This is a genomic window from Motilimonas pumila, from assembly GCF_003596335.1.
Classification (GTDB): domain Bacteria; phylum Pseudomonadota; class Gammaproteobacteria; order Enterobacterales; family CBDFNC01; genus Motilimonas; species Motilimonas pumila.
The window spans coordinates 1-22,151 of record NZ_QZCH01000043.1; the positions used below are offsets into that span (position 1 = coordinate 1).

The following is a 22,151-nucleotide window of genomic DNA, read 5'->3' on the forward strand; positions in this document are numbered from 1 at the left end:
TCAGGCTCATATCATTTCCTTAATCTATTGACGATATTGTCTCAAAATTAAGTGTCCAATTGAATTAGACCAGAACAGTCTCGCTTTCCAAAGCAGAAAAGAAGTCCACTATTTACCGGGAGTTTGAAAGTTTAGACGCGAGGCAAATTTAATGAAATGTGACAATTGAATTGAGTAGGTCTTTCTCACGCCAACGAGTAAAACATAAGCTATCACACGCAGCATATAAACAGACAAGGTCTAAATTGGTAGAGCTGGGGAAGCTTTTGTAACTCTGGTGTTCATAATTACCAAAGCCGACTAACTCCACTTTGTCGGGGCAGAAACGTTTAAGCCCACAAACATCACAGGCGCATAGCCCCTGATAAGGTGGCGTTGACTGGCGGAAAAAAATATCACAGCTTCATTGGTGGGCTGGTCAGTGACAAAAAAAACCACTTCCATCGCTTGCCAAGGACTGATATTTTTCCCTCCAAAGCTGCTTAGGAATTCACGTGGCGTACCACTGTCTAAAGTAAAAGTAGCGATGCAATATTCAACCCGGCAATCGACAGTATAAATACTGGTCTGGTTTGGCGCTTGAGCAATTAAATTTTCTACTTGTTGCTCGAGTAATTCACTGCTTTCATCGGGTTTATCTTGGGCAGTGTAGTTAGCAAAAGCGCGATAAAATCGGCCGTCACCGTAATCTTTAATCAAACTTAAAAATACCGGGGCGACGGCTTCATGCTCTTGATTGAACGTATCATAAACAGAAACTTCGCTGGTTTTTCCTTCGTCAATACTGCGACTCACTGGAGTTTTTATTGGCTCCACGATGACGGCATCGTCACCTATTTCTGCCTCTTGGATTCGTGAAGTTAACAAGGCTTCTTCTGGCGGACTGTCGTTCGTTTTCAATCCCGTTTTTGAATCACTCTGTGGCACATCAGTTTGCGGGGTATTGGCGACTTCAACGTCAGCGTCGCTGGTTGACTGTGCCCAGTTGCCAGTCGTTAATAACACAAATACCAATACGATTAAGCCACAAAAGCTGATTAGCCAAGTCATTTTTAACCTATTTAAGTAATGAATTTAACAAGGAACTATGTCACTCATCGCCACATTACCAAAGAAGATTATTGATATTAGTTTTATCTTTTTGACATTTGTGAAATCGCTTATATAAAAAGGTAAAAAGCCGCGTAGGTTTCACCTACGCGGCTTTTGTGAACAAACAATGAGAATAAACGACACTTAGTCTTTGTGTTCTTTTTGTGACATGTGCGCCCCGACTAAACTCGCCACCAATACCGCCATGTAAAACTGACCAACGATGGCTTCAAGATACGCAAAAAAACGGGGGATTGGCAATGCCGGCGTGATTTCGCCGTAGCCAATGGTCGTTAAGGTGATAAAGCTGTAATAAATAACCCCACCCAACTGCTCATCCCACGGCGCGGGCTCTATGCCATTAAAAGAGTCGGGAAACACCTGCAAGTTGATAAGGTAAATAAAGCTCCAAATCAAACCAAACAATAAAAACAGACAAATACTGCCTACGATATTATTGCCTGTGATTTCACCACTGAACAATACCTGACGAAAGGCCGATTTTAAGGTGTAAAGTAAAAAGGCCAAAATCATTACCAGCTGCAGAATGTCTAGGTTTAACGAGTCCATCCATGCTGAAATCAAAGCAATCAGAAAAATGGCGCAAAGAATATATAGCTTACCCTTAGACACCACTTTGTTTTTACTGACGCCCAATACCGAAATGGACAAAAACACCACCAACGCACCAACAATGTAGCTTTGCTCTAGGTGCAGTAGCTGCTCTGAAATGGCGCTTAATAGCAAAACAGATAACAATGACGTCAACAAATAGCTAAAGTTATCTTGCTCTGTGACCGACTTTTTGGCCATGCAACGCTCCTTGTTATACGTCTTTATTTTCTACTGACGCTGCTTCTGGTGTATATTCATCGCCAAGCTCTAGCCACGCCATGAATAACTTGTAAGTCAAAGCAAAAATTACCGCGCCAACAAATAAACCGATAATGCCAGACATCATCATGCCGCCAATGGCACCCAGTAAAATAACTAACATAGGAATATCGACGCCCCGTCCCATCAAAATTGGTTTGAGGAAGGCATCAGACCCACTGACTAAAAGTCCCCAGATCATAAAGATAACCGCGGTAGTTGTGTCTTCCACTGAAAATACATACGCCATGATAGGAGCCAAAATCAAGATAGGTGGCAGTTGCACTATGGCTAAAATTAATACCACTAATACCCAAATGCCCGTGGCGGGTACACCTACAATAGCCATGCCAAGGCCAGATAACACAGCTTGAATAACGGCAACGCCAATCACGCCTTGCACCACACCTCGCACGGTAGCGGTGGACAAGCTGGCAAACTCAGCACCATGATTTCCCGCTAAACGCGTAGCAATACGGTCAAAGGCTGCGGTACATGCGGTTGAATTAGCCATAAATACACCCGCAATGATGATGGAAATAACAAACTGTAAGATACCGCCGCCAATTCCCCCTACGGTAGAGGCTACGCCTAACACCGAGTTTTTAATTTGAGGCGCGTATTGCTTTGCAAAGGCTTCCAAATTAGTCGACGCTTTGCTCCAACCTGCGTGCAACTTTTCGCCTACTAAAGGCCACTCTGCCACTTCGGCTTTCGGTGGTGGAATCTCCAAAGTACCTTCTTGAATGTGGCCAATAAACTCTTGCGAGCTGGAGAACAGCGCACTAGAAAAAGTAATGGTAGGCACCAATAAAATAGCCAAGGTTAACAAGGTCACTAGCGTACTCGCTTTGCCTTGGCCTAAGCCCGTTTTACCTCTTACCCAGCCGACAATCGGAAATAATGCCACAGCAATAATCGCACCCCACGCCATAGGTAGCATGAAAGGTCGAATGATATTGAAAGTCCATATTAGCATGACCAATACCAAGATTATCTTGATGGCAGCATCAATGGCTTGCGCTGAGAACGTCAACGAAGATGACGAGTTATTAGGTTTCATACCTATTCCTTTATTCAGTAGAGTTTGACGTATGTAGACAAATGAATATCTATATTCATCATGATATACAAAGTGTTATACCCAGAAGTATGTGGACATATTCAGAAAAAAACCATCTTGCTATGATTTTTTTTTAATTCTGTGCAATGTATAGAGTTTTATTGAAAATTGTTACCAATAAGTGACAGGTATATGTTTATAAAAGAAGCTGGCGCGCGGAAAAGTTTTGTGCAGTGGTAAAAAGCAAGTTGATATTGCCTCAAGGGCGCACGCCCTTGAAGCCCGTCACGGCTAGTGCAACGCCGCGCGAAATGGCAGTGCTGCGCAGATCTCCCCCTCGGCGATCAGGATTTCTTCTAATCGTTTGTCCACATCAGGTTTATCAAAGTATTCATAAGCCAGTTCAACAAATAAGTTCTTGTGCTTTTCTTCGGACTTTGCAATCGCATCATAGAAGTCTTTTTCTTTGCCTTCTGGTAACGCTTGAGCAACCAAAGCAAAGCGCTCATGGCCACGCGCTTCAATTACTCCGGCAACCAACAACCTATCCATAAAGAACACATCGCGGCCATGCCTGAACAAGGCTCTGATTTGTTTTACATAAGTGTCCTTAGCGTCATTGGCGAGCTCTATGTCTCTCGCCTGCATCAACTTAATGACTTGTTTAAAATGGATTAACTCTTCAATAGCTAGATCTGTCATTGCCCGCACCAGTTTTTTGCGATCAGGGTAATGCGACAGCATTGACACCGCCATGCCCGATGCTTTTTTTTCTGCTGCCGCGTGATCTTGTAAAAACGCATCAAAATCAGCCAGAACGGCCTCTGTCCAAGCAAAAGGGGTATGATATTTTAATTCAAACATGGCAATTCCATATATAGAGACTACGAGTGGCGGGATTTTACCTAGTAGTGAACGGAAAAAAAACCGTCATTTAGCACAATGTTTAACTGACACCGTCGACCCTACCGTTTCGTGTTGACGCAATCTTAAGCGGACTTTTCACTTGCTTCCAAGCTGTCACCTTACCGCCGCGATTAATATGCTCAAACTCGGTCACTGTGGCGTCAGTAACGCCGAGAAATGTTAGTAAACGGCCAAAGCTGTCCGCTTTTGCTACATCAATGCACAGCAAGTCTTTCTCCCGGCTTGCGAAGTACTGCCGTGCCTCTTGATAGTGGCGCTGATAACAAGCTAATAAGAAGTCATCACAGGCCAAGTTTTGTTGGTTAAGTGGCCAGAAAACTTGATTGTAACAACGTTTAATAACAGGGTTAAAGCCGCCGTCGTTACGCTGTAAGTTGGGCAACATTCGATTTAATAATTGACGAATAGAAGGCAACCAACGCTCTGGTGCTCGCTCAAGATAAATAAACTTCGCACCAGGGTATTGCTTATCGAGGTGTTGATAATCACAAAAAATAGGCGTATCGGCGATCACTTGTGCCTGTTCAAATGTGGCTTGAGTATAGGCCGTGTGGGCAGTAGTAAAGCCTAATTGCACTGTCGCCTGGCAAACGCTGGTTGTTGCGGTGCGCGGTAAACCAATAATGAAAACCTTGTTTGTTTGCATTTGCCATTGTCCATCTTTACTAAAAAACGGCTGTGTTATATCTCACTCGCGTCGCAAACGCCAGCAAGGAAACAATCAAGCACTAGAAAAAATCAGTAAGCTCAAATCGTTATAAAAGATTAAAGCGTTATTCACGCCGATTTTGTTTTCACTCGTAAGCATGAAAATCATGATGTTAAACAAGTTTTTGCCAATATTTCATATCACAACAAAATCAACTGCACTAAGATAATACGTGCAATCAATGGATGGTTGCACCCTATCAAAGGAATGGACAATATGAAGACTAAACTATCCGCCTTAGCGCTTGCGCTAAGCGCGTCTTTGGCTGGTCAAGTATTTGCTGCTGATGCCGTTGAATGGCAAGCGGGCAAAACTAAAGTAAGCAACGGCGACGTTGTGAGCTATCTTGGCAGCTGTTACCAAGCTCAAAACAACCCTGGTACTTGGGAAACCCCTACCGCAACTTCTACATGGTTTTGGAAACCTACGGAATGTAGCGGTACAACTACGCCAACAGGTGGCCCAGTTGAACCTACTCAAGCGCCAACTGAAGCACCTGTGACGCCGCCACCAGCCACTGGTGACGCAACGCCATGGGTAGCAGGCTCTACCAAGGTGAGCAATGGTGACTTAGTGATCCATCAAGGTGTATGTTACACCGCTAAAAATAGCCCAGGTAGCTGGGAAACACCTTCTAAAAACAGCTGGTTCTGGGACATTGCCGATTGTGGCACAACAAACCCAACGCCAACTCCTGAAGTAACGCCTTCGCCAACTCCTGAAGTGACGCCTACGCCAACTCCTGAAGTAACGCCTACGCCAACTCCTGAAGTGACGCCTACGCCAACTCCTGAAGTAACGCCTACGCCAACTCCTGAAGTGACGCCTACGCCAACTCCTGAAGTGACGCCTTCGCCAACTCCTGAAGTGACGCCTACGCCAACTCCTGAAGTAACGCCTACGCCAACTCCTGAAGTGACGCCTACGCCAACTCCTGAAGTAACGCCTACGCCAACTCCTGAAGTGACGCCTACGCCAACTCCTGAAGTGACGCCTACGCCAACTCCTGAAGTGACGCCTACGCCAACTCCTGAAGTAACTCCTACGCCGACTCCTGAAGTGACGCCTACGCCAGATCCAACGGCTAATCACGAAGCATGTCGCCCAGAAGGCCTGTACAAGACACCGGGTGTTGACGTGCCTTACTGTACCATTTACCAAGAAGGTGGTGCAGAGAAGCCAATCAATGGTACTTCTCGTCGCGTAATTGGTTACTTCACTAACTGGCGCAACGGTGCTAACGGTCAACCAACTTACTTGGCAACGGATGTTGCTTGGGACAAGGTTACACATATCAACTACGCATTTGCGCACATTGATAACAACTACCGTGTCTCTGTCGGTGAAGATATTTATCCAAATGAAGCCGGTTACAAATTAGACCCAACTAACCCGAACACGGGTATGGTATGGAACGACGTACCGGGAGCGACTGATGCCGACATGGATCCGTCAATGAAGTACAAAGGCCACTTAAACTTATTGAATAAGTACAAGAAAGCGAATGGCGTTAAAACGTTAATCTCTGTTGGTGGTTGGGCTGAAACCGGCGGTTTCTGGGGTCCAAACACTGGCTCTACTTGTCCAATGAATGACGCGCCTACAGCGGATGACGAGTGGGTAATGCCAGGTCAAGCTGATAAGAACGGCGTGATCAACAACGGTCCTTGTCCTATCGACAACCTTGGCCGTGTCATGAACGGTGGTTTCTACTCAATGACAACCAATGCAGATGGCAGCGTAAACCAAGCTGGTATCGACGCATTTGTTAAATCATCGGTAGACTTTATCCGTGCATACGGTTTTGACGGTATCGATTTAGACTACGAATACCCAACCGCACTGACGGACGGTGGTAACCCATTTGACCGTGCAGTACAAAACCCTCGTCGTAGCTACTTGATGAACTCGTACAACGTACTAATGAAGCAACTTCGTGAAGCCATTGACGTGGCATCAGCAGAAGATGGCGTGCATTACTACTTGACCGTAGCGGTGCCTTCTTCAGGTTACCTATTACGTGGCATGGAAGTATATTCTGCCGGCCAATACTTAGACTTCATCAACATGATGACGTATGACTTCTCTGGCTCTTGGGGTGAAGTGGTTGGCTTTAACGGTCCACTTTACGACAACGGTAAAGATCCAGAAATGAACTTGTACCAGGTTTACCAAAACTACGGTAACGTGGGCTACTTGAACATTGACTGGGCATACCATTACTTCCGCGGCGTAGTGCCAGCGGGTCGTATCAACGTTGGTCTACCTTACTACACACGTGGTTGGAAAGGCGTTGAAGGCGGCGTAAACGGTTACGGCGGTAAAGCCAAGTCAACGAACTGTGAACGCGGTACAGGTAACGGTACAGAGCAAGGTTGTGGTAACGGTGCAATTGGTATCGACAACATGTGGCATGACACAGACCCACACGGTCTTGAGTTAGGCGCAGGTTTCAACCCAATGTGGCACGCGAAAAACCTTGAAGCTGGCCAAATGCCAACTTACGCGGCCCAATACGGCCTAGATCCAGCCAACAACCCTGACGATGCACTTGTTGGAACATACACGCGTTACTACGACAACGATGCAGAAGCAGCTTGGTTATGGAACCCAACTAAGAAAGTCATGATCAACCTTGAAGACGAGCAAGCTATTGCGGCGAAAGCCAACTATGTAGCTGAGCGTGGCCTAGGTGGTATTATGTTCTGGGAAATGGCAGGTGACTACGACTGTTACGCTATTGAAAACGGCGTTCGTACAGAAACTATCGTTCCTGAGTCAAACTGTCTAGCGGGTAACGGCAGCGCCGAGTACTACGTAGGTAACAAGCTAACTGCACTGGGTCATGACATCTTAACGAAAGCGGGTAACCCTGACTTAAGCATGGCAGATCCTCTGGTTGTCCTACCACAGCAAAAGCTTGACGTAACAGTATCTCTAGTAGGTTATGTTACTGACGAAAGCGTAGCTTGGCCACAGACGTCTGAGTGGCAGTTCACTAACAACAGCGACAAGACGATCACTGAAATCCAATACAGCATTCCTTCTTCTACAGACCTGAGCAAAGAACTTAAGTCTCTGGGCACAGTGTTGAACAATGCTAATGGACAAGGTAACCAAGGCGCGCCAGGTATGGCAGACGACTTCCACCGCTTTGCAACGAAAGTTAGCATCGCACCAGGTGCCAGTCACACCCTGAAGGTTGATGCTCATCTGCCAATTGGCGGCGGCCCTTCTTCATTCATCTACAAAACCAATGCAGGCGATTTCGCAGCGCTATCTGAAGTGAAAGTTATCACTGATGGTTCATGTGAAGCACGTGGCATCGACGTAACCGCACTGCAACCATGGACAAGTGGTTGGAGCGCAAATTACGGTAAAGGTGATATGGCAACCCATAACGGTCAAGTATGGCAACGTGCTTGGGGCGGGAACGACGGTGAACCAGGCTCTGCAGAGAACTGGGTAACGGGTTGGAACCCTGTTTGTCCGCTTTAATATAAGCTGATGAATACCTAAATGAATAAAACCCGCTACGGCGGGTTTTTTTATTGGCTCAAACTTTCATAAAGAAACTGAAAGCTTGGTTGGTTAACAGTCTGTTACCAAATTAGCCGCTAGAATAGCGTTCTTTGTTAACCATGCAGTATCTATGGACAGACTGATAAAACGCCCACGCCTGAGCCTGGCCTTAGTCGTGGTCACATCTCTATTGAGCGCTTGTGGCGGCTCTGACAGCGCTTCGAATGACACTCAGCAACCTTTGCCCGTGCCTCCAGCAGTGATACCAACGCCACCGCCTGAAGACACTCCTCTTTACCCTAAAATGACGGGCGCTCAGGCCAGTCGCTTATTACACCAAGCGACCATGGGGCCGACAGGGAAAGAAATAGAAGTGGCAGCGCAAACCTCGGCCAATGCATGGCTAACTCATCAATTTACACTGCCGCCTACCTTACACAGCCCTGCGCTGCGCATTTCTCCTGGTAAAGAGCAAGCCAACTACAGCAACCGTATTGATGCCTGGTGGCAAGTCAGCTTGCATGCCCCCGACCAATTACGCCAAAGAGTTGCGTTTGCACTGAGCCAAATCTTTGTAGTATCCGATACGGGCAATAACCTGCGGGGCAAACCTGAAGCCATGGTCACCTACTATGACACTTTGCTACGCCACAGTTTTGGTAACTACCGCGAACTGCTCGAAGCCGCTACCTTGTCGCCGGCCATGGGCACCTATTTGAGTCACCTTGGCAATGAAAAAGCCAACGTTGAGCTTAATATTCGACCTGATGAAAACTATGCTCGTGAAGTCATGCAGCTGTTTACCATTGGATTGGAGCAACTCCATCTTGATGGCACTGCAAAAACTGACGACGAAGGCCGCACCATCGCGACCTATGACCAGGTGGCCATTGAAGGTTTCGCCAGAGTATTTACTGGCTGGACCTTTGCCGAAGCAGAGAACTGGAAATGGCCAACAAAGCATTACCTCGCCCCTATGCAAGCCTGGCCAGAATATCATTCAGAGCTTGAAAAAATCTTACTCAATAGCGAGCGAATTGCAGCAGGAACCGGGCCTGAACAAAGCCTGAAAATTGCGCTGGATAACTTATTCAACCACCCTAACGTTGGCCCATTTATTGGCAAACAGCTTATTCAGCGGCTGACGACTTCCAACCCAAGTCCGGCCTACGTTGAGCGAGTGGCCAGCGTATTTAACGATAATGGCCAAGGGGTTCGAGGCGACCTTAAGGCCACTGTGTACGCCATTCTAATGGACCAAGAAGCCAGAGACTTAACCTATGCACCAAGCCACTTCGGCAAACTCAAAGAGCCGCTGTTGCAAACAGTGCAGTTCTGGCGTGAGCTATCTGCTTACAGCCAATCTGGCTTCTTTTACACTTGGGACCTCGCTTCGAGCCATGGTCAAGCGCCACTGGGCTCGCCGTCTGTTTTCAATTTCTACCGACCAGATTATCAGCCACAAACGCTTGCCGACACTGAGCTGGTCGCCCCTGAAGCTCAAATCGCCAACAGCGTGACCAGCATAGGGTTAATGAATTACCACTACGCCAGTTTACTCTGGCGCATTGACAGTCTAAAAGAAGGCGACACAGGGAACCAGATCCTGATTGACTTATCCCAGCACCAACAACATCTGGCGCAACATGGGCCGCAAGGGTTGATTGATTACTATAACCGGCTTTTTTTCAGTGACCAGATGAGCTTAAGCATGATGCAAGAGCTATTAGCCGTGTTTGAATGGGCCGAAAACAAACAGCCAGAGTACCAAATTGCTTATTGTTTATTTCTTATTGCAATAGCCCCTGAATATGTAACACAAAGGTAACCCGATGGATCGTAGACGATTTCTATCAATGTGTATCAAAGGCGGTGTGTCTGCTGCGGCGCTGACTTCAACCCAGCTACAAGCGATGCAAAATTTATTAAACCAGCAAAACTACACCGACTATAAGGCCATGGTGTGTATATTTTTATTGGGCGGCAACGACTCAATGAATATGCTTATCCCGCTCTCAGGTGATGAAAAAGCCGATTACTTGGCGAGCCGCCAAAACTTGGCCATTGAATCACCCTTGCCGTTAAGCCCTGTGTCTCAGTTACCAGATACCGGCTTAAACCCTGCTCTTGCAGCGCTTCAAAGCCTGTTTGAACAGGGGGATTTTGCATTTATCGCCGGCGTGGGGACACTCAGAGCGCCAACCAGTTTGAGTGATTACCAAAACAAGCGCAGCCATATTCCTGCTCATTTATTCTCTCATAATGACCAACAAGGTCGCTGGATGCACGGCCAAGAAAAGCAGAGTTTAAATACTGGCTGGGGCGCCAGGATGCTAGAGTTACTAGAGGCTGCCCCGGGCTTTGCCAGCAACATCTCGCTGGCCGGCACCAACCCATGGCAACGTGGCCATTCTACCTCAGCCTTTGCCATGTCACGCTCTGGCCAAGCCAAAATTCATCCCCTTACAGGAACAAGTACCAGAGCGCAGCAGTTTGATGCCGCTATTTCACGTATGCTCCGTCAACAAGCTCACCCATTGGCAAACTCTTATAGCCAAGGACTATCTAAGGGTATTGCCCAAAGCCAAGCTATGAATGCCAGTTTAGAAGGCTTAGCGCCCTTACCCGGCTTTTCAGACATGCCTTTATCGCAGCAACTTCACACCATTGCCAAAGTCATAGCGTCGCAAAGTCAACAAGGAGGCGGCAGGCAGATTTTTTATGCCACCATGGGCGGTTTTGATACCCACGATGAACAAGTGACCAAGCACCCTGAATTGCTAAGCACTTTAGCCACCAGCATGAGCGAATTTCATCGGGCAATGGACTCTCTTGGCGTCAGCCAACAAGTCACTAGCTTTACGATGTCAGATTTTGGCCGTACTTTAAGCTCGAATGGTGATGGCACAGATCACGGCTGGGCGGGAAATCAAATGGTCATGGGGGGCGCTGTGAAAGGCGGTGATATCTACGGCCAGCTTCTGCCACAGCGCCTTGGCAGTGAATTTGACGTTAAAGGGGGCCGTCTAATCCCCCAAGTCAGCACAGATCAATACAGCGCGACATTAGCCAAATGGTTTGGTTTGTCTGATGGTCAGTTACTGGATTTATTCCCAAGCCTCAGCGCTTTTAATGATTTGTATTTACCTATGATGCGCAGCTAAATCAAACTGGCAAATCGTGGTGGCTATCCAGTGTGTGAATGGCCAAGCCAAGAGCGCGAAAAAGCAGTGTAAGGTTTAAGGTCAGAGTGGGCCTTTCTTTTAAGACATAGCTTGATTGAATTGCTTGACGTCAAAGCCATGCAACACTTGCTCGCCGATTTTCAGCGTTGGTACAGCGCGAGCCCCTAATGCAGCCAACTCTTTTCGGCCGCGTGGATCTTTAACGTTCGCAAGTCGGTATTTTATGCCTTGGCTATCTAAGTATTGTTTCGCGGTTTTACAGTGGGCACAATTATCACTGACATAAAGCACTACTTTTTTGATTTTAGCCATTGTGTTGATCCTCATTCACAAAAAACGCTACATGGTAACATTGTAAATGAGGAATGAGGCTATTTTTGAGCAAAGCGACTCTGGGGTGGCGGCGTATCGCCAAAGTATAAACGCGAGCCTGTCGCCATAATTAACTGTACCGCTAAGGCTAAATATGCCCATGTAATCAAACTTTGCGCAGCGAGCAAGCCTAGCACCGCCAAGCCAAATAGCAACATCAAGGAAATGGCAAAGCTCCGGATTAATTCGTGCCAGAAGATAAGTCCTTTTGGCGCCCAAAATGCTGCAAGAAACATTTTCATATTCTGTTCTCTTTCTTCAAATCTATACAAAGTATAGTTAAAGCAGGGTGTTACGCTATACGATTTATCTTTGAGGTGAACAGTATAGATCTCACTTTTAAGTTTTAACGGCTTGCCTTAAGGTACTGAAGCCTAAGTTCAAAGCTTGCACCCGCGTTCGATGCGGTTATCATAGGCGCTTCATCTTTTATGAGGCTCTCCTTGTGTTAAGTTATCGTCATTCCTATCATGCCGGCAATTTTGCTGATGTGCTTAAGCACCTAGTTTCCGTCCGTATCTTGCGCCACTTAAAGCAAAAACCAAAGCCTTTCATGTATCTGGATACCCACAGTGGTCCTGGCGCTTACTTGTTAGACTCGGCGCAAGCATTAAAAACCCGCGAATATGAAACGGGCATAGCGCCACTGTGGCAACATACACAATTACCCGAGACGCTGGCCGATTATATCGCGGTTATTCGCAGCTTTAACCCAACGGATACTCTAAACCACTACCCAGGGTCGCCTAGCATTGCTCAACATTTAATGGATAAAACGGATAAACTCAACCTGTTTGAGCTTCATAGCACCGAGATAGAGCTATTAAAGCAAACTTTTGCTGGCCAACGTCATTGTCAGGTTCATCATAGCGACGGCTTTCAAGGTTTACAGGCAAAGCTGCCCCCGCCGCAGCGTCGCGGTTATGTGTTGATCGATCCCCCGTATGAGATTAAGTCCGATTACGACAAAGTAATCAGCAGTGTTATCAAAGCGCATAAACGTTTTGCAACGGGGGTTTATGCCATTTGGTACCCTGTGGTTGAACGCCAGCGTATTGAAAAAATGGAGCAAGGCCTAAAGGAAAGTGGCATCCGTAATATTCAGTTGTTTGAACTGGGCCTACAGCCAGATACTCAAGAAAAGGGCATGACTTCTGCGGGAATGATAGTCATCAATCCGCCGTGGAAATTAAAACAAGAAATGAGCGAATGTTTGCCTTTACTGGCTAAAATTTTAGGAGAAGCACAAGGCGATAAACAAGCTCATTACCGCTGTGAACAATTGGTTGAAGAATAAACCAGTCATGTTGATGATAAAGGCTAACCCGGTGAATGATGCTGCCAGGGTTAGCCAGTTTAGTGTTTCAGCTAGTCAGCTTGCGCCGCTGGTACATTTCGCGTAATCCCTTGCGGCAAAATATTCAAAAGGCTGGCCCTGGCTTGTTGCCAAAATGCAGAGAGCAATAACAACACGCTGCCCACTACGACTCCCGTTAATGCCAAACTTGACGCAATACCTCCCATAACCTCAACAATGTTGGTAATGGCATAAATCACGTATACCAAAGAAGACAACATAAACGCACGTCGGTCAATGACCAGGGATACCAGAGTCATGACGACATACAAGGCCACAATCCAAATGGTACTGTAAAAATTATCTTCTCCCATTAATATGCCTAAATGACTAAATACTGGGTGAATAATCAAGGGCGCAGCCATTAAATGCAGCCAAAACGCCACGTCAGATTGATAATCCTCGCGCGCAGTATCAGCCCGGTCCCAGCATAAAGCAAAAGCAAAAATCACCACTCCGCAGGTAAACAGCATGGGCATGGCGTGTTCAATCAACTGTGGCCAGGCACTCACTATACTTGCCAGTACAAACAACACTGACGCCGCCGTCCCCGCAGCAATCGTTATCGGTACACGAAAACGCCACCAATGTAATGCTGCGCCTAGCGCTGCTACGCCTGTCGCTAGCACCCAAGTGTTCTTTTCATCTAACGGCATCCATACCAAACTGTGTGCGATTAAACTGCCGACAAACACCAACAGTAGAAAAATAGCAGGCAACGCCATTTTCCGCTTTCTAACAAAAAACTCTGCTAATCCCCAACTGAGTAAGGATACCAAGGTCCAAGCTAGGTGTTGATTGTTATCTGCCATGATCCAGTAACTGCAGGATAATAAAATGGCGCAGGTAATGACGATAAAAATGTCATTAAAGCCACCGATAAGTTTAAAACTCTCTTCATCGGCTTGAGGCGTGCCGCGTCTTGAGGCAACCAACTGCTTAAACTCGGCAACCGCATCGGCGCTAAAAATGCCTTGTTGCACCGCCTGTTTCAAATCTTCTTCTTGGTACATGCTCTTCCTTATGGGTTTCGGCGTCTTAGGCGCATGCCAGTCATAATGCCAATTAATAGATATCGCAACAAGAAGTAATCAAGGAAAAATCTTCGGCATGAGTTAAGTGCTAGGGAGGTCAAATAAATATGACGCTTGTTTCGGCAAATCGTGGATATTTTATGCAAAAAAACTTGATCTACGATTAATTTAAACATACTGTATGGATATACAGTATGTTTAAATTGTTTAGGATTAAGCCATGTTATTGAGTATGCCACTGCAATCAGCACCGACTCTGCCTGCCAAGGCAAGCCAAGCATCCAACCCAATAGAAGCGACGGAACACTACTTTCATGGTTTGCTACATAAGCTGACAAAACACAACCGAGATCCACGTTGGTTAGTGATCCTTGATGGCCCTAAGCAATTGGACAAACGCTTGCTCAAGCAACTTGGTATTAATACCGAAAAGGTATTGCAGGTTAAAAGTAGCGTCGCCAACAGCAAACTTGCATGCCTAATGACCTTATTAAGCGTTGGCTCATGTTGCGCAGTAGTGACAGATTTAAATCAATTAGAACAAGCCAGCTTAAATCAACTCAAACAAGCATCGTTGCAAGGCCAATGCCAAGGCATACTCTTACCCAAAACATGTCAGTCTCAACTGCATTAAGCGCAAGGATCTGTTGTTATTAAGTGGGCGATGCGAGTGCTAAAGAGCACGCTGATGGGCTTGTGTTGTTGCAATGATAGAAAATAGCCAGTGGCTAAGTATGAGGATAGAGCAGAGGCAAGCGTCACTGAGTAAAAAGTGTTGCAGCTTCATGATCAAACCAGAACATGTCCAATGCATTAAAGTGTCACAGGCATAAAATATTCAAACAAAAAAAACCAGCGCATGGCGCTGGTTTTTTATTGTAAGCTTTAAAGCAAATTAACCAAGAATATCAGCTAATTGCGCGCTTACGGCATCCACTGCTTGAGTGCCGTCTAACTTAAAGTACTTGCTGTTGCCTGCATCAGCATCTTTGGTGTAGAAGTCAACCAATGGTTTAGTCTGATCATGGTAAATCGCTAGGCGTTTACGTACCGTCTCTTCGACGTCGTCAGGGCGAATAGACAGCTCTTCACCGGTAACGTCATCTTTGCCTTCGACCTTTGGCGGATTGTAGACAACGTGATAAACACGTCCTGAGCCAGAGTGAACGCGGCGGCCACTCATGCGCTTAACGATTTCTTCGTCAGGCACATCAAACTCTAGGGTGTAATCTACGTCGATGCCATTTTCTTTCATCGCGTCAGCTTGTGGAATAGTGCGAGGGAAACCATCCAATAGAAAGCCTGCTTTGCAATCATCTTGTGCAACACGCTCCTTTACCAGGCCAATGATAAGCTCATCAGACACCAGCTGACCAGCGTCCATCACTTCTTTTGCCTTTAGGCCTAGCTCAGTACCTGCTTTAATTGCAGCCCTTAGCATGTCACCGGTAGAAATTTGCGGAATGCCGTATTTCTCCATAATAAATTGTGCTTGTGTTCCCTTGCCTGCTCCTGGCGCGCCTAAAAGAATAATGCGCATAAAATGACTCCCGCTATTTAGTGTAATTTTCAAACCTGAGCAATTTACACTGCTCGATTTGATTACTCAAGTCGAACTGGTTTGCTTCGTGCGTTTTACGCCATTTTTTTTGTCCTAGCATCCCGATAATGCTCGCGTTTTACTTGGTACATGTTTTGATCTGCAACGCTGTAAAGCATTGAAAAAATAGTATTGGCGGTGGAAGCAAAGCCAATACTGCAGCTAAAACCAGAATATCCGCCCATGACGTCAAACGCAAAGTTCATTTTCGGTTGCTCTTCAAGCAACCTTTTGTACAAAGTTTGGCTTTGCTTAAGTTCATCACCGGCTAGAATAATGGCGTATTCGTCGCCTCCTAAGCGAAAACACTTGTCGGTAATACCACCAGAGCAATGACGGATCAGTTCCGCCACTTTTTGTAATAAGGCGTCGCCCACTTCATGGCCTTTATTATCATTGACTTGTTTTAAACCATTCACGTCGATAATGAACAAGCCAACTTCTGTATCCAGTTGGGTTTCAAAGCCCTCTAACGTTTCGTCAAATAACTTTCGATTACCCAGTTGTGTCAAGGCATCTGTTCGCGCTAAAAAGTCTAACTCTGCTGTCAGTTTTCGGATTTCAAGATAGCTGCCCAGTTCTTTTACAAACATTAATAAGCAATGCTGAAATTGGGACGATGGCATCTGTTTCAACGCAAGACAGCCTAAGCCACTGCCGTTGCGTCCTAATCGCAATACAGGAGTGCCATCGTCAAGGGCACTCACTCCTTGATGCCATTGCTCTTCACCCAAGGCCATGGATTTATTTAACACTTGCTCAAGATCAAACACAGCTTGTGTTTGCTTCATTGCCGCTTGATGATAACGATCGCCTTGAATGATCAGCGCCATATCCATTTGTGGCAGGCTTTGCTTCAGGTATTTTAAGGTCAGTTCAATCACAGCAATATTGTCCAAGCCTTGTAACTCACGGCGATAGCGGATCACCCGCTCTAATACCACGCTGCTTTCTTCGACCAGTTTGAGGGTTTCTTCTAATGTCTGCGTACGTTCTTGTACCTTCTCTTCCAACTCTTTATTAAGGGACTCTACCTGACTTAGGTACTGTTGGCGTAAAATATCAGCTTGCTTTAACTCACTGTTCTTAGATTGTAGGTTGGATAATTGCTGGCCGATCGTCAGCTGCATTTTATTGAAAATTTGGTACAAGTTATGCAATTCAACCACCCAAAATTTTGGGTGATAATCGTCTTTAACCCCTGCTTGTAGGCTATTAATATGCTGATAAAAACGCGATAAACTTGCCGTAATATAACGGGCAATAAAGAAACTGAATAGCAAGGTCGCCAAGCACAGAGTCGCCCCTACCCCATAAATCGGCGTCATGGCTTCTTCCACGGCAAACATTAAGCGGTCAGCGGGCTCGGCAATGTGAATACTCACGCTCAATAAATTGCCATAATTTGGCAAACCTATGTCAATGTCATGAATGTAGTCGTTGATATCAGCGTTCGCTTCCCAGTAATCGCCGGCAAGCCAGCTTCCTTGATGATAAAAAGCGACCTTGAATTGTTTGCTGTGTTTACCAATCAGCTGAGGTAAGTCTTGACTTGGAATGATGGATAATAAGTAGCTGGTCAGCTCATGACGCTTGTTAAACACTGGGGTGATGATGGCTACACCATAAGGGTTTTCTACGCTGTGCACCAACTGACTGTTATCAAAAAATATAAAACTGCCATGGGGCTCAGGCTTAATACTAAACTCAGGTTTAGCCGCAAAATTTTCTTTAATGACGTGCTTTTTCGCCGCACCAATACCGGTTACAACCTGGCCTTTAGCGTCTAATAAATATAGAGAATTTACGATACGGTAAGTATTGAGAAACTGCCGCAAACGGTTATTAATTTCCCGTTTGGTAGAAAGCTCAAATTCCGCCTCTCCTTTTTCTCTTGCAAAAAGTGCCAAGCCAGACAATAGCACTTCCATTCGATAAGTCAGTTTCTCGCCGGTGAGGCTAGATTGCAGCGCAAGGTTTTGCTTTGTCGTCTGTTCCACCGCGATATGCATTTGTTGATAAAACATGTACGCCACGACACTCGCTGGCAATACAGCCACAGTCGCGACTAATAAGGCGATAAAAACAGATAATTTAATTCGCATAATTCATTTGTTGCCGTTCCGTCGACCACAAACCATATTGATTTGAGAGGTTAAGTGATAAGTAATATCACAGATTCCTTCATACTTTATCACTAGAAGGTCTGGCGCACCATAACAGTGCTGCTTTTTCTTGGCGTGAGATCACAGCAATAAAAAAAGGAGGCCAATGGCCTCCTTTAACATTCTGGATGTGTTGTCGTCGACTACTTCATCAATAGCGCATTGATGCGAGCAACAAACTCAGACGGATCATCCAGGTTACCCTTTTCAGATAATACCGCTTGTTCCAGCAACAAGTTGATCCATTCGCCGAAGCTTTCCTCATCTTGAATGTCTGCAACGTGCTTCACCATCGCGTGCTCAGGGTTAAGCTCAAACACAGGTTTTTGCTCTGGCACGTCTTGACCCACAGATTGCATCAATTTCATCATTTGTGTGCTCATGTCGTGCTCGCCAGCAACGATACATGAAGGCGTGCCAGTTAAACGATGGGTTAAGCGTACTTCAGCAACCTTATCACCTAAGGTTTCTTTTGCACGCGTTAAGAAGCTCGCAAACTCAGTTTCTTGCTTCTCTTTCTCTGCCTTGCTTTCTGCATCGTCTAAGTCGCCTAAATCAAGGTCGCCTTTAGTTACTGACACTAACGTTTTACCGTCGTAATCATTAAGGTGGCTGAGTAACCATTCGTCGATACGGTCACACAACAGCATGACTTCAATACCTTTCTTACGGAAAATCTCTAAATGCGAAGAGTTTTTCGCGGCATTGAAGCTGTCAGCCGTGATGTAGTAAATCTTGTTTTGACCTTCTTTCATTCGCTCAATGTAAGCGTCGAAAGACACGCTTTGCTCAGGTATGTCTGTTTCGGTTGACGAGAAGCGCAGTAGCTTGGCAATTTTTTCTTTGTTTGCCATGTCTTCTGCTGGGCCTTCTTTAAGCACTTGGCCAAACTCATTCCAGAAACTTTGATATTTCTCAGCGTCGTTTTTAGCCAACTTCTCAAGCATGGATAATACGCGCTTGGTACAGGCGTTGCGAAGCTTAGTGGTCACTTTCGTGTCTTGTAAGATTTCACGAGATACGTTCAGTGGCAGGTCATTTGAGTCCAGTACACCTTTCACAAAGCGCAGATAGGTCGGCATAAACTGCTCGGCATCGTCCATGATAAACACACGTTGCACGTACAGTTTCAAACCGTGTTGTTTTTCGCGGTTCCACAGATCAAAAGGGGCGCGCGCCGGAATGTATAACAAGCTGGTATATTCTTGCTCGCCCTCTACGCGGTTATGGCTCCACTTTAATGGATCTTCAAAGTCGTGAGAAATGTGCTTGTAGAACTCGTTGTATTCATCGTTGCTGATGTCATTTTTACCACGGGTCCACAGCGCTGTTGCCTTGTTGATCGCTTCCCACTCGCCCGGTACCGCTGCAATTTTTTCGCCTTCTGGGCTTTCAGACTCCGGTACTTCGTCCTTCCACATTTCAACGGGAATACTGATATGGTCTGAGTATTTGCCTATGATAGAGCGTAACTGCCAATCGTTCAGCAGCTCTTCTTCACCTTCGCGCAGGTGCAAAATGATTTCGGTTCCGCGGTCGGCCTTATTGAGATCTGCAACCGTGTAATCGCCTTCGCCAGCAGATTGCCACTGTACGCCTTGGGCAGCTTCAGTTCCTGCCGCACGTGTATTCACGGTGACTTTGTCTGCGACGATAAATGCCGAGTAGAAACCTACGCCGAACTGGCCGATAAGTTGCGAGTCTTTAGCTTGATCGCCCGATAACTGACTAAAAAATTCTTTGGTGCCCGATTTTGCAATCGTACCCAAGTGCTCAATTACCTCATCGCGGGTCATACCGATGCCGTTATCCGCGATCGTTATCGTCTTGGCTTCAGCATCGAAACTCAAACGAACTTTTAAATCGCCGTCACTTTCGTATAAATCAGCGTTTGAAAGAGCTTTAAAACGAAGTTTATCTGCCGCATCAGCAGCGTTAGATACTAATTCACGAAGAAAAATCTCTTTGTTGCTGTACAAAGAGTGGATCATCAATTGTAGTAATTGTTTTACTTCCGCTTGGAAGCCATGGGTTTCTGAATGAACTGCGTCTGTCATCTTTCGTCTCTGTATTCAGTGTTAACAAGGATACAAAAGACAATGGGGCTAGGGACAAACGCTTTCAAGGCGAGTAATTAAAAAAATTAAAACTTTTTTATTTAAGTGGAACACGGCCAGCAAAAGAATGAGACAAAGTAGTGCCATCTACCAGTTCTAATTCTCCGCCCACTGGGACGCCATGGGCAATGCGGCTAACATTGACCTGATATTGCGCCGCCATCTCAGCAATATAATACGCAGTGGCCTCCCCTTCTACCGTTGGGTTCGTGGCCAAGATCAGTTCTTCAATGCCTTCCTGGCTCAAGCGCTGCTCAAGAATGTCCATGCCAATATCATCTGGACCAATACCATCAAGTGGCGAAAGGTGCCCCATTAACACAAAATACGTCCCTGAAAATTGCGCCGTTTGTTCTATCGCTAATACGTCGGCGGGGGTTTCGACCACACATAACTGGCCACTTTGTTGACGCTTAGGGTTTAAACACAATTTACAAACATCATCTTCGCTGAATGTACGACATCGCTGACAATGGCCAATATCAGCGATGGCATGGGCAAGAGTATCACTTAGCTGCTGCGCGCCGCGGCGGTTTTTATCTAATAAGTGAAAGGCCATGCGCTGGGCAGATTTAGGGCCAACACCTGGCAAACATTGCAGGCTTTTAATCAGTTCTTCTAATAACGGGCTAAAGCTCATATCAGGCTACCTATATTGTTCAAGGCGCCAGTTTACTTAAAAGCTCATGGCTAAGCCAACGGAATATCCTTCAGTATTTGAGCTAAACATATAGCGTGCCACCAAACGCGTGCGGCTGATTATTTTGGTGTATGCTGACGAGTCAAGCTCTAAGCCTAAGCCCACCGAACTGAGGTATTTAAACCCTAACGCGCCCCGCTGCTCACCAAAAAACTGGGTATGAGCCCCTTCCATCACGTAGCGCAACGGCCGTTGCAACCATTCTACGCCAGTAGGAGCACGTCGGCGCAAATAGAGACTGAGGTTTTCCGCATTGGCTTGGCCTTTTATACCGTCCGGTGTTGAGCCAAAGCTTTCAAGGCGAATGTAGCTATAACGCAGCTCCGCATCAATGTCTTGGGCCTTTGAAAATAACTCATAATCCAGCATTAACGAGCCGCCATAGCCAAAAGCATCAAGTCGACCGCCATCCAAGAAATCAAGGTCAATACCAAGTTCTTCTTCAATCACCCAACCGGCAACCGTGATATCACTCATTACGGTGCCAAGCGCAATATTCGCGATGGGCCTTAAGACCCAATTTTCGGCAATAGGAAAGTCCCACCCTACACCGCCGCTGACCGATACGCTGTTCCACTTCAAAGGGATGACACTGGTTTTATCGCCCTTGGAAATCACAAAAGTAGGATCATATCGGCTAAAAGATAGATTGCCTTCAAGGTAGACAGGCACCTCTTTCGACATAGTCGCACCACCACCGACCTGGCTTAATAACAAATCGCTGCTTTCTCCATCCCCCTTGCCGATGGATAAGTTACTGGTAGTGACATCTGGCACCATGGTAAATGACATAAGTCCCAATGCCGCATTAGCCTTTTTAATAACTTCATCGTTGGTTTGAGCGACTAACTGGGCAGGTGAAAGTAACACTATAAAACATACCCATAAGCGGGTGAACAAAGCCATGGGATCAATTCCTTATGAAATGGCCAAATCAAAACTGTGGTTATCTTAACAAGATGGCTCAAGATATCTGCCATCAAAGTGGCAGAATGCGAAATTAAGGCAAAAAAAAACCTGACAGAGTCAGGTTTTTTTAATTTGGAGCGGTACACGAGGTTCGAACTCGTGACCTCGACCTTGGCAAGGTCGCGCTCTACCAGCTGAGCTAGTACCGCATCACAGACTCTGCTTACAGTGGAGTCGTACTGAATGAAGTGGTGCCCGGGGCCGGACTTGAACCGGCACGCTCTTACAAGCGAGGGATTTTAAATCCCTTGTGTCTACCAATTTCACCACCCGGGCGCCAAATTCTGTCACATTGTATGGAGGCGGAACCCGGAGTCGAACCGAGGTGGACGGATTTGCAATCCGCTGCATGGCCACTCTGCCATTCCGCCTTTTTCGCTATTGCGATGTTTGGAGCGGTACACGAGGTTCGAACTCGTGACCTCGACCTTGGCAAGGTCGCGCTCTACCAGCTGAGCTAGTACCG

Annotated in this window: 18 protein-coding genes and 3 tRNA genes; 5 read left to right on the forward strand and 16 right to left on the reverse strand. The window is 46.2% G+C overall.

The window, feature by feature from the left end; genetic code table 11:
* Positions 1-300 precede the first annotated feature (300 nt).
* From D1Z90_RS19235 to D1Z90_RS19255, 5 genes are all read right to left on the reverse strand, one after another.
* Positions 301-1,050 (reverse strand): hypothetical protein, encoded by a 750-nt coding sequence (locus D1Z90_RS19235; protein WP_119912422.1) that lies wholly within the window; start codon positions 1,048-1,050, stop codon positions 301-303.
* A 186-nt stretch (positions 1,051-1,236) separates the two neighbouring features.
* Entirely contained in the window at positions 1,237-1,905 is a 669-nt protein-coding gene (locus D1Z90_RS19240) for a potassium channel family protein (RefSeq protein ID WP_119912423.1), read from the reverse strand.
* Between the two features lie 13 nt (positions 1,906-1,918).
* Positions 1,919-3,028 carry an AI-2E family transporter gene (locus D1Z90_RS19245; protein ID WP_119912424.1) on the reverse strand — a complete coding sequence of 370 codons (1,110 nt, stop codon included), beginning with the start codon at positions 3,026-3,028 and terminating at the stop codon, positions 1,919-1,921.
* 291 nt (positions 3,029-3,319) lie between these two features.
* The gene (locus D1Z90_RS19250; protein ID WP_119912425.1) at positions 3,320-3,892 is read right to left on the reverse strand and encodes a MiaE family protein; all 573 of its coding nucleotides are present in this window, start codon (positions 3,890-3,892) and stop codon (positions 3,320-3,322) included.
* A gap of 82 nt (positions 3,893-3,974) precedes the next feature.
* On the reverse strand, positions 3,975-4,601 hold the full coding sequence (locus D1Z90_RS19255; protein WP_119912426.1) for a sulfotransferase family protein: 627 nt from the start codon (positions 4,599-4,601) through the stop codon (positions 3,975-3,977).
* 279 nt (positions 4,602-4,880) lie between these two features.
* On the opposite strand from D1Z90_RS19255, the gene D1Z90_RS19260 reads away from it, so the two are divergent.
* The 3 genes from D1Z90_RS19260 (at position 4,881) to D1Z90_RS19270 (ending at position 11,350) form a co-directional block, all read left to right on the forward strand.
* Positions 4,881-8,162, forward strand: a complete 3,282-nt coding sequence (locus D1Z90_RS19260; RefSeq protein ID WP_119912427.1) for a glycosyl hydrolase family 18 protein — start codon at positions 4,881-4,883, stop codon at positions 8,160-8,162.
* Between the two features lie 154 nt (positions 8,163-8,316).
* Complete coding sequence (locus D1Z90_RS19265; protein ID WP_119912428.1) at positions 8,317-10,014, forward strand: DUF1800 domain-containing protein; 1,698 nt, start codon at positions 8,317-8,319, stop codon at positions 10,012-10,014.
* A gap of 4 nt (positions 10,015-10,018) precedes the next feature.
* Positions 10,019-11,350: a DUF1501 domain-containing protein gene (locus D1Z90_RS19270; protein ID WP_119912429.1), complete on the forward strand. Its 1,332-nt coding sequence runs from the start codon at positions 10,019-10,021 to the stop codon at positions 11,348-11,350.
* A gap of 99 nt (positions 11,351-11,449) precedes the next feature.
* On the opposite strand, the gene D1Z90_RS19275 is transcribed toward D1Z90_RS19270, so the two are convergent.
* On the reverse strand, positions 11,450-11,683 hold the full coding sequence (locus D1Z90_RS19275) for a glutaredoxin family protein (RefSeq protein ID WP_232525316.1): 234 nt from the start codon (positions 11,681-11,683) through the stop codon (positions 11,450-11,452).
* Positions 11,684-11,742: 59 nt separating this feature from the next.
* Positions 11,743-11,985, reverse strand: a complete 243-nt coding sequence (locus D1Z90_RS19280; protein WP_119912430.1) for a hypothetical protein — start codon at positions 11,983-11,985, stop codon at positions 11,743-11,745.
* A 203-nt stretch (positions 11,986-12,188) separates the two neighbouring features.
* Here D1Z90_RS19280 and D1Z90_RS19285 point away from each other — a divergent pair, with 203 nt between their 5' ends.
* On the forward strand, positions 12,189-13,040 hold the full coding sequence (locus D1Z90_RS19285) for a 23S rRNA (adenine(2030)-N(6))-methyltransferase RlmJ (protein WP_119912431.1): 852 nt from the start codon (positions 12,189-12,191) through the stop codon (positions 13,038-13,040).
* A gap of 71 nt (positions 13,041-13,111) precedes the next feature.
* Here the strand turns inward: D1Z90_RS19285 and D1Z90_RS19290 are convergent, their stop codons facing one another.
* Complete coding sequence (locus D1Z90_RS19290; protein WP_119912432.1) at positions 13,112-14,113, reverse strand: DUF2339 domain-containing protein; 1,002 nt, start codon at positions 14,111-14,113, stop codon at positions 13,112-13,114.
* Positions 14,114-14,354: 241 nt separating this feature from the next.
* Between D1Z90_RS19290 and D1Z90_RS19295 the strand changes: the two genes are divergently transcribed.
* The gene (locus D1Z90_RS19295) at positions 14,355-14,768 is read left to right on the forward strand and encodes a SulA-like leucine-rich domain-containing protein (RefSeq protein WP_119912433.1); all 414 of its coding nucleotides are present in this window, start codon (positions 14,355-14,357) and stop codon (positions 14,766-14,768) included.
* Positions 14,769-15,029: 261 nt separating this feature from the next.
* Here the strand turns inward: D1Z90_RS19295 and adk are convergent, their stop codons facing one another.
* From adk to D1Z90_RS19335, 8 genes are all read right to left on the reverse strand, one after another.
* Positions 15,030-15,674, reverse strand: coding sequence for an adenylate kinase (adk, locus tag D1Z90_RS19300; RefSeq protein WP_119912434.1), 645 nt, complete (start codon positions 15,672-15,674; stop codon positions 15,030-15,032).
* 95 nt (positions 15,675-15,769) lie between these two features.
* A complete protein-coding gene (locus D1Z90_RS19305) occupies positions 15,770-17,839 on the reverse strand; it encodes a diguanylate cyclase domain-containing protein (protein ID WP_119912435.1) in 2,070 nt (689 codons plus the stop codon).
* A gap of 203 nt (positions 17,840-18,042) precedes the next feature.
* Positions 18,043-19,956, reverse strand: a complete 1,914-nt coding sequence (gene htpG, locus D1Z90_RS19310) for a molecular chaperone HtpG (protein WP_119912436.1) — start codon at positions 19,954-19,956, stop codon at positions 18,043-18,045.
* Positions 19,957-20,053: 97 nt separating this feature from the next.
* A complete protein-coding gene (gene recR / locus D1Z90_RS19315) occupies positions 20,054-20,656 on the reverse strand; it encodes a recombination mediator RecR (RefSeq protein WP_119912437.1) in 603 nt (200 codons plus the stop codon).
* A 36-nt stretch (positions 20,657-20,692) separates the two neighbouring features.
* Entirely contained in the window at positions 20,693-21,622 is a 930-nt protein-coding gene (locus tag D1Z90_RS19320) for an autotransporter domain-containing protein (protein ID WP_119912438.1), read from the reverse strand.
* 136 nt (positions 21,623-21,758) lie between these two features.
* Positions 21,759-21,834, reverse strand: a tRNA-Gly gene (locus tag D1Z90_RS19325).
* Positions 21,835-21,874: 40 nt separating this feature from the next.
* Positions 21,875-21,961 (reverse strand) — tRNA-Leu (locus D1Z90_RS19330).
* Between the two features lie 21 nt (positions 21,962-21,982).
* Positions 21,983-22,056 (reverse strand) — tRNA-Cys (locus D1Z90_RS19335).
* Between the last annotated feature and the right edge of the window lie 95 nt (positions 22,057-22,151).